The organism is Pseudomonas sp. NPDC088885, assembly GCF_044750025.1.
In the GTDB taxonomy this organism is placed as follows: domain Bacteria; phylum Pseudomonadota; class Gammaproteobacteria; order Pseudomonadales; family Pseudomonadaceae; genus Aquipseudomonas; species Aquipseudomonas rustica.
On sequence record NZ_JBIVJB010000051.1, the window covers coordinates 26,359 to 33,970 of the forward strand.

General features: G+C 59.1%; 8 protein-coding genes. All 8 read right to left on the reverse strand.

Annotated elements, in window-relative coordinates; genetic code table 11:
- Positions 1-169: 169 nt before the first annotated feature.
- Positions 170-2,131, reverse strand: coding sequence for a DUF4105 domain-containing protein (locus ACIP1X_RS18815; protein ID WP_400754216.1), 1,962 nt, complete (start codon positions 2,129-2,131; stop codon positions 170-172).
- Positions 2,128-2,448 carry a DUF2388 domain-containing protein gene (locus ACIP1X_RS18820; protein ID WP_007911662.1) on the reverse strand — a complete coding sequence of 107 codons (321 nt, stop codon included), beginning with the start codon at positions 2,446-2,448 and terminating at the stop codon, positions 2,128-2,130. The genes ACIP1X_RS18815 and ACIP1X_RS18820 overlap by 4 nt, the downstream gene beginning before the upstream one ends.
- Positions 2,449-2,490: 42 nt before the next feature.
- Positions 2,491-2,808, reverse strand: coding sequence for a DUF2388 domain-containing protein (locus ACIP1X_RS18825; protein ID WP_053116412.1), 318 nt, complete (start codon positions 2,806-2,808; stop codon positions 2,491-2,493).
- Positions 2,809-2,915: 107 nt separating this feature from the next.
- The gene (locus ACIP1X_RS18830) at positions 2,916-3,233 is read right to left on the reverse strand and encodes a DUF2388 domain-containing protein (RefSeq protein ID WP_008081137.1); all 318 of its coding nucleotides are present in this window, start codon (positions 3,231-3,233) and stop codon (positions 2,916-2,918) included.
- Positions 3,234-3,610: 377 nt separating this feature from the next.
- Positions 3,611-3,826 carry a DUF1127 domain-containing protein gene (locus tag ACIP1X_RS18835; protein WP_053116413.1) on the reverse strand — a complete coding sequence of 72 codons (216 nt, stop codon included), beginning with the start codon at positions 3,824-3,826 and terminating at the stop codon, positions 3,611-3,613.
- A 321-nt stretch (positions 3,827-4,147) separates the two neighbouring features.
- A complete protein-coding gene (locus ACIP1X_RS18840) occupies positions 4,148-5,641 on the reverse strand; it encodes an acetyl-CoA hydrolase/transferase family protein (protein WP_122593220.1) in 1,494 nt (497 codons plus the stop codon).
- 214 nt (positions 5,642-5,855) lie between these two features.
- Positions 5,856-7,289: an NAD(P)(+) transhydrogenase (Re/Si-specific) subunit beta gene (locus ACIP1X_RS18845; protein WP_008081130.1), complete on the reverse strand. Its 1,434-nt coding sequence runs from the start codon at positions 7,287-7,289 to the stop codon at positions 5,856-5,858.
- Positions 7,289-7,603, reverse strand: a complete 315-nt coding sequence (locus ACIP1X_RS18850; RefSeq protein WP_400754218.1) for an NAD(P) transhydrogenase subunit alpha — start codon at positions 7,601-7,603, stop codon at positions 7,289-7,291. The genes ACIP1X_RS18845 and ACIP1X_RS18850 overlap by 1 nt, the downstream gene beginning before the upstream one ends.
- Between the last annotated feature and the right edge of the window lie 9 nt (positions 7,604-7,612).

Consider the following 7,612-nt stretch of genomic DNA (forward strand, 5'->3'; position numbering starts at 1 on the left):
CTGACACACATCACTTGTGGCGAGGGGATTTATCCCCGTTCGGCTGCGCAGCAGTCGCAATTCAGCGGACGCGGTTTATCTGATTGACCGGGTTCGCTGATTTTGGGGCCGCTTCGCGACCCAACGGGGATAAATCCCCTCGCCACAAGGTATGCACTCAGCATCAGGTTCAGGGCAGCTCCAGCCCGCCCGATGCCTTGTGCAATTTGCGCAAATGCGCGCCAATCTGCTTCACATTCTCCTCACTCGCGGCAATCTCGGCCGCGCGCTTCGGCTCCAGCAACTTGCGCACTTCCGCATCCAGATCACCCGACAGCACCAACAACTTCTTCTGCCGCTGGCTGCTTTCATCCTCCAGTCGCTTGAACTCGCTCGGCTGTGGCAACCCATAACCACGACTATCAAGAAGCTCCGCCGGACGACTGAGGAAACCACTGTTGGCGAGGATTTCCTGCAGCGTCGCGTTGGCCTTGTCCATGCCGCCGTTCTCCAGCTCGCGCGCGCCGAGGTAGCGCTGCTTGACCTCATCCTGAGCCAACAACAACTGACGCCGATAACTCGCCTGCTCCAGCAACAACAAGGCGGCGCTGGTGCGCAGATCCGCACGCTCGAACCACTCGCGGCGTTCTTCGGCGGTGAGCGACAGCCATTCCTCAACGGTGGTCTGTTTGATCGGCAGCTGCTTCTTCAACACATCAAACATCGCCTGATAGCGATCGCGGAACGAGTCGAAACGATAACCCAGACGCAGCGCTTCTTTCGGATCATCGAGGACGCTGGTATCCGCCAGACCACGGCCCTTCATCACTTCCAGCAAGCCGTTGGGCATGATGCTGTCGAGTCCAACGAACCGGCTGTTATCACTGCCGCTGCGCAACAGTTTCAAACCTTCCACCGCGCAGTTGTTGGAGAGGAAAAAGTAGTTGCCGTCGTAGCTCCAATGCATCTCGGCAGCGTGTTCGACCACGCCTTCGATCTCTTCCCGTGACAGGTTGATCGGCACGGAGGCGAGGCTGCGTAATTCGGTCTTGGTGTATTCGTCGATCACCTGCGCCAGCGGCAGCACAAACAGTCGCGAAGGGTATTTGCCGACCAGTCCGTCCCAACTCGATAGCTGCACATCGCCGACAAAGGCGCGGTACGACAGCACCAGATGCTGATCGAGATCGAGTCGGCAATCCGGGCCACGCGGACGGCCCGGCGCGCAGATCACCAGGCGCAACATGCTGTGGCCCCAGCGGCTGACCCAGTTCTGATTGGCTTCTGCGAGCAAGTAATCAACCGCGTAAACCCGCTCCGGATCGACGTGCCCCAGTGGCTGCTTGGCGAAGTCGTTACCGGCGTTCAAAAACGCGAAGGTCTTGCTGCAAGTGTCTTTGGCCGGTGGCGCCCAGCCGAAATGTTGCTGGTAATAGCGGTACAGCGCGGGGCGGCGGCATGCGTAGCTCGGGTCGAGGAGGAAGTACTCCATGTTGACCGCGACGAACTCTTTCGGGCTGGAAATCTCGTACAGATCGGGGCTGCGGGCGATCTGCCGATTGTGCTGCTCACGCTCACCGCGACGGCCGACGTATTGCTGCCAACCGGCGAGGTCGAGCAAGCGCGGATCATCGCTGAGGGTAAAGCGACGGCCGTTCTGGCCACGGCATTCATCTGGGATGCCTATCAGCCCGGCGCTGTTGAAGCGGCGGGTGCAGCGCTGGATCAGCGTGCGCTCGGCGTCCGGCCACAAGCGGGCGCGGTCATAAATGTGGGTAATTTCGTGCAGCACCGTGGCGAGCAATTCCTGGCGCACAGTGCCGTGGGGGCGATTGGTTTTCTCTTTCGCGGCGCTGCCATCGGTGAGGCCGGCGAGCAGTTTGCGGTTCAGATCGAGTTCGGCAACCAGCGTCGCCTGGCCGTAGGCATTGGAAGGCATGTCGTCGGTCCAGCCGACATCGATGCGCCGATCCAGCCGCTCGATAAAGCTCGGCGGCAGTTTTTGCATCGCCTCATCGATCAGCGCCTGGCTGGCCTGTTGTTGGGCGGGGCTCAGACCGTCGGTCTTGAGCCGCAATTGCAGGCCGGCGTGGGCGCTGTTGCCAAGTAGCAACAACGCGCCGGCCAGCAGCCAGGCGCCGAGTGACTTCACAGTGCGAGGATGGCTTCGGCGAGTACCTGATCACTGGCGTCGCGGGCTTCCGGGACGCGCGTGCGCAATGTGTTGAGGGCAGCTTCAAGGTGCGCGCCACGGATATCACCGTTGGTGGCGACGAAGCTGGCGGCGTCATCGTGCGCTTCGCGGATGATTTTCGAGTCGCGAATCGAGGTGGTGGTGTCGGAGGTGAAATCGATGGTGCGCTGGGAGGCACGAACGATGATGTTACTGGTGGCTACCAGGGTGTGCGCCTGGGCCACGTCGGCCAACAAAAACAGGCCAAGGGCGGCAGCAATCAGCGGGCTACGCATGGAACGACTCCGGAGGGACAGGTTAACTAAGGGCTAGGTTAGCTATTGGACGAGAATTGCTTCTGCCAGTTCAAGGTCAGAGACATGAAGTTTCGGCCGTTTTTTACGCAGGTAATTCAGCGCGGATTCCAGCTGCGCCCCGCGCAATTGGCCGTCACTGGCCACGAACGCTGCCGCGTCATCGTGAGCGGCGAACAGCAGTTTACGGTCGAAAGGCGCGGAAGACACCATGCTGGTGGCGTAACCACTGACGACAATGCCTTGGGTCGACGCATTGAAAGCATCATAGGCATCGACCGACGTCGCCCAACAGGCGCTCAGCAATACGGAAGGGATCAGCAGATTTGGAAGAAAACGCATCGGACTCGGTAACTGTTAGCGAGCCGCAAGGCTAGCGCAATGCCCGGGCCAGAGCCAGTCTCGAAACATCGGGACACGGCTGGCGTGTCCCGCAATGCTCGAATCGCTTAGATCGTCAGGATGGCCTGAGCCAGCTCTGCGTCGGTCGCGTTCAGTTGTGGAGCCTGGTGGCGGATGTGATCCAGCGCGCTTTCCAGTTTCACGCCACGGATATCGCCTTGGGTAGCGACGAAGCTGGCCGCGTCATCACGGGCAGCGAGGACGATTTTGTCGTCACGGAACGACGAGGTCACATCGGAAGTGGCGTCGGACGAAGATTTCAGCGCACCGACGACGGCGTCAGTGGTAACGATGAAACTGGTGGCGCTGGCGTTGGCAGCAACGGCCAAAAGGGCAGCAGCGCTGAGCAGGCGGAGACGGGACATGATGTAACTCCTGTGAATAAAACCGTATTGAGAGGTGGCTCGGTATCTGAGGAGTCAGACGCCTGTTGCGCATCATTCGCCACGTTCTGTGTGGATATTAGGCGCAGATGCGTTCGCCAAACCAGCATCCAGACGAAAAACCTGTAGGAGCTGCCGAAGGCTGCGATCTTTTGCTTTGGATTTTCAAGATCAAAAGATCGCAGCCTTCGGCAGCTCCTACAATTGTAATGGTCTTATTTAGAATTATGTGAACTGTACTGGTTTGGGTTTTTCAGGGGCTGAAACGACAAAACCCGTCGTGGTTTCCCACGACGGGTTTTGCTTGTGCAATTCGGGTTGCTGGCGGTGGGTCTAACGACCAGAGCCAGCGACGCTGCTTAGCGCCAGAACGGCTTGCTCAGCTCTTCGTAGCGTTGTGCTTCGCTGATACCGGCGTCAGCCAGCAGACGCGAATCCAGACGAGCCAGTTGGTGGCGGCTGGAGATGCGGCGCTGCCACAACATCAGGTTGGCGAGAACGCGCAGAGGCATGGAAGCCTGGTTTTTTGCAGCTTTGTCTTCGAAGAACAGTTCGGAACTGAGTGTACGTTCCATGGTTGACATCCTTCCGCTTGTGGCGGGATCAGGTAGTGGTTTGACTGGTGCCCATGATCCTCTCGTTTGCCTAGTCTCTCTAGATACAGTTCAACTGTATTGTGAGTGACCAGTTAACTGTTTATAGGCGGTGTACGGGTCGAAATAGAGCAAACTGTACCTGTCCGCACTTAAGTAGTGCGTTTTTGCTCAATTCGTCAGGAAAGGTAGGCAAATGCTGTAGGAAATGACCAGTACAGCAGTACAGTTTTTGTCAGGCGGGAGACTTGCGAGCGTCCGCTGACACAAACTGTGTTTGCATCAGCGGTTTATCTGTGTGAATTACACCGCGAGCATGCGCCCGGTTTCTTCCAGATTCATATGCCAGCTCAACGCTTCACGCAGGATGTGCGGGGTGTGGCCACCGATTGCACAGGCCGCCGTGAAGTAATCGTTGAGCGCCTGGCGGAAGTCCGGGTGCACACAGTTATCAATGATCACGCGCGCACGCTCCCGTGGCGCCAGACCGCGCAAGTCAGCCAGACCCACTTCGGTCACCAGAATGTCGACGTCATGCTCGGTGTGGTCAACGTGGCTGACCATCGGTACCACGCTGGAAATTGCGCCGCCCTTGGCGATCGACTTGGTCACGAACACCGCCAGGTGCGCGTTGCGCGCGAAGTCACCCGAGCCACCGATGCCGTTCATCATCCGTGTACCGCAGACGTGGGTGGAATTGACGTTGCCGTAGATGTCGAACTCCAGCGCCGTGTTGATCCCGATAATGCCCAAGCGGCGAACCACTTCCGGGTGGTTGGAGATCTCCTGCGGACGCAACACCAATTTGTCTTTGTATTTCTCGAGATTGCCGAACACGTCGCTGTTGCGGCGCTCCGACAAGGTGATCGAGCTGCCCGAAGCAAAGCTCAGCTTGCCGGCGTCGATCAGGTCGAAGGTCGAATCCTGCAACACTTCGGAGTACATGGTCAGGTCTTCGAACGGCGAATCGATCAGGCCGCACATCACCGCGTTGGCAATGTTGCCGATCCCCGCCTGCAACGGGCCGAGCTTGTTGGTCATGCGCCCGGCGTCGACTTCCTGTTTGAAGAAGGTGATCAGGTGCTCGGCGATGGCGTTGGTATCGACGTCCGGCGTCGACACGGTGGACGGCGAATCCGACTGTTGGGTAATAACGATGGCGACAATCTTCTCCGGCGGAATCGGAATCGCCGTGCTGCCGATGCGGTCGTCGACTTTTACCAGCGGAATCGGCGTGCGCGTCGGGCGGTAGGTCGGTATATAAATGTCGTGCAGGCCTTCGAGGTTGGCGTTGTGCGCCAGGTTGATCTCGACGATCACCTGTTTGGCGAAAATCGCGAAGCTCGCCGAGTTGCCCACCGAGGTGGTCGGCACGATGTGGCCCTGTTCGGTGATGGCCACGGCTTCGATGACCGCGATGTCCGGCAGCTTCAGTTGCTGATTGCGCAGTTGCTCAACGGTTTCCGACAGATGCTGATCGATGAACATCACCTGGCCGGCGTTGATCGCTTTGCGCAAGGTGCTGTCGACCTGGAACGGCATGCGCCGCGAGAGTACGCCGGCTTCGGTCAGTTGCTTGTCGAGGTCGTTGCCCAGGCTGGCGCCGGTCATCAGGCTGATCTGCAGCGGCGTGACCTTGGCGCGCTCGGCCAGTGCGTGAGGAACAGCCTTGGCTTCGCCGGCGCGGGTGAAGCCGCTCATGCCAACGGTCATGCCGTCCTCAATCAGAGCGGCTGCGTCGGCGGCGCTCATCACTTTGTCCAACAACGAAGGCAGGCGAATACGGTCACGGTACATGGATTATTATCTCGGGAAGCGAGTAGCAGGATGCGCAGTCTAGTTAATTTGGCGGACGCCTGTCCCGCTACCAAGGTCGCAAACGAGGCGTCTATTTAGCGGGTTTCAAGTAAAACACCGTTACTGGATCTGCAACAACGCGGCAAATTGTCCGACGTTTTGCGCAAATAAAAACGCCCCGACAAGTCGGGGCGTTTTGTGTTGCAGTGGGGTGTTACTCGACCGCTTTGACCATGTCTTCGATGACTTTCTTCGCGTCGCCGAAGACCATCATGGTCTTGTCCAGGTAGAACAGTTCGTTGTCCAGACCGGCATAGCCGCTGGCCATCGAGCGCTTATTGACGATGATGGTCTTGGCCTTGAACGCTTCGAGGATCGGCATGCCGGCAATCGGCGACTTCGGATCGTTCTTCGCGGCCGGGTTGACCACGTCGTTCGCGCCGAGCACCAACACCACGTCGGCCTGGCCGAACTCGGAGTTGATGTCTTCCATCTCGAACACCTGATCGTAAGGCACTTCGGCCTCGGCGAGCAGGACGTTCATGTGCCCCGGCATACGACCGGCAACCGGGTGGATCGCGTACTTCACGGTCACGCCACGGTGGGTCAGCTTCTCGGTCAATTCCTTCAGCGCATGTTGTGCACGCGCTACTGCCAAGCCATAACCCGGCACGATGATCACGGTGTCGGCGTTGGTCAGCAGGAAAGTCGCGTCGTCAGCCGAACCGGATTTCACCGGACGGGCTTCCTTCGCACCGGCAGGGCCTGCATCGGCCGTGTTGCCGAAACCGCCGAGCAGTACATTAAAGAAGGAACGGTTCATCGCCTTGCACATGATGTACGAGAGGATCGCACCGCTCGAACCCACCAGCGAACCGGCAATGATCAGCATCGAGTTGTTCAGCGAGAAGCCGATACCTGCCGCCGCCCAGCCCGAGTAGCTGTTGAGCATCGACACCACGACCGGCATGTCTGCACCGCCAATCGGGATGATGATCAGCACGCCCATCACGAACGCCAGCGCCAGCATCAGCGCGAACGCGGTGAGGTTGCCGGTGAACATGAAGGTCAGGCCGAGTGCCAGCGTAGCCAGACCCAGCACTGCATTCAGCTTATGCTGACCGGTGAACTGTACCGGTGCGCCTTGGAACAGGCGGAACTTGTACTTGCCCGACAACTTGCCGAACGCAATCACCGAACCGGAGAAGGTGATTGCACCGATCGCCGCGCCGAGGAACAGCTCCAGACGATTGCCCGCCGGGATCGAGTCGCCCAACTGTTTAACGATGCCCAGCGATTGCGGCTCAACCACCGCAGCGATGGCGATGAAGACTGCCGCGAGGCCGATCATGCTGTGCATGAAAGCGACCAGTTCCGGCATCTTGGTCATTTCAACGCGCTTGGCCATGATCGAACCGGCGGTGCCGCCGACCAGCAGGCCAACGATGACGTAACCGATACCGGCGGTTGCCAGTTCAGCACCGAGCTTATAGATGAGGCCAACGGTAGTCAGAATGGCCAACGCCATGCCGAGCATGCCGAACAGGTTGCCGCGTCGCGAGGTGGTCGGGTGCGACAGGCCTTTGAGGGCCTGGATAAAGCAGATCGACGCGATCAGGTAGAGCGTCGTGACGAGATTCATGCTCATTACTTCGGCGCCTCTTCTTTTACTTTCGGGGCTTTCTTCTTGAACATCTCAAGCATGCGGCGGGTGACCAGGAAGCCACCAAACACGTTGACCGCCGCCAGTGCCACGGCGAGGGTGCCCATGGTTTTGCCCAGCGGTGTAACGGTCAGTGCGGCCGCGAGCATGGCGCCGACGATCACGATCGCCGAGATGGCGTTGGTCACCGCCATCAACGGCGTGTGCAGCGCAGGTGTGACGTTCCAGACCACGTGGTAACCGACATAAATCGCCAGCACGAAGATGATCAGGTTGTAGGAGCTGCCGCAGGCTGCGATCTTTTGACC

Excerpts from the sequence above, each read along its gene's own strand:
- ACIP1X_RS18830 (WP_008081137.1), bottom strand. The coding sequence starts at position 3,233 with ATGTCCCGTCTCCGCCTGCTCAGCGCTGCTGCCCTTTTGGCCGTTGCT.
- ACIP1X_RS18840 (WP_122593220.1), bottom strand. The coding sequence starts at position 5,641 with ATGTACCGTGACCGTATTCGCCTGCCTTCGTTGTTGGACAAAGTGATG.
- ACIP1X_RS18825 (WP_053116412.1), bottom strand. The coding sequence starts at position 2,808 with ATGCGTTTTCTTCCAAATCTGCTGATCCCTTCCGTATTGCTGAGCGCC.
- ACIP1X_RS18835 (WP_053116413.1), bottom strand. The coding sequence starts at position 3,826 with ATGGAACGTACACTCAGTTCCGAACTGTTCTTCGAAGACAAAGCTGCA.
- ACIP1X_RS18820 (WP_007911662.1), bottom strand. The coding sequence starts at position 2,448 with ATGCGTAGCCCGCTGATTGCTGCCGCCCTTGGCCTGTTTTTGTTGGCC.
- ACIP1X_RS18845 (WP_008081130.1), bottom strand. The coding sequence starts at position 7,289 with ATGAGCATGAATCTCGTCACGACGCTCTACCTGATCGCGTCGATCTGC.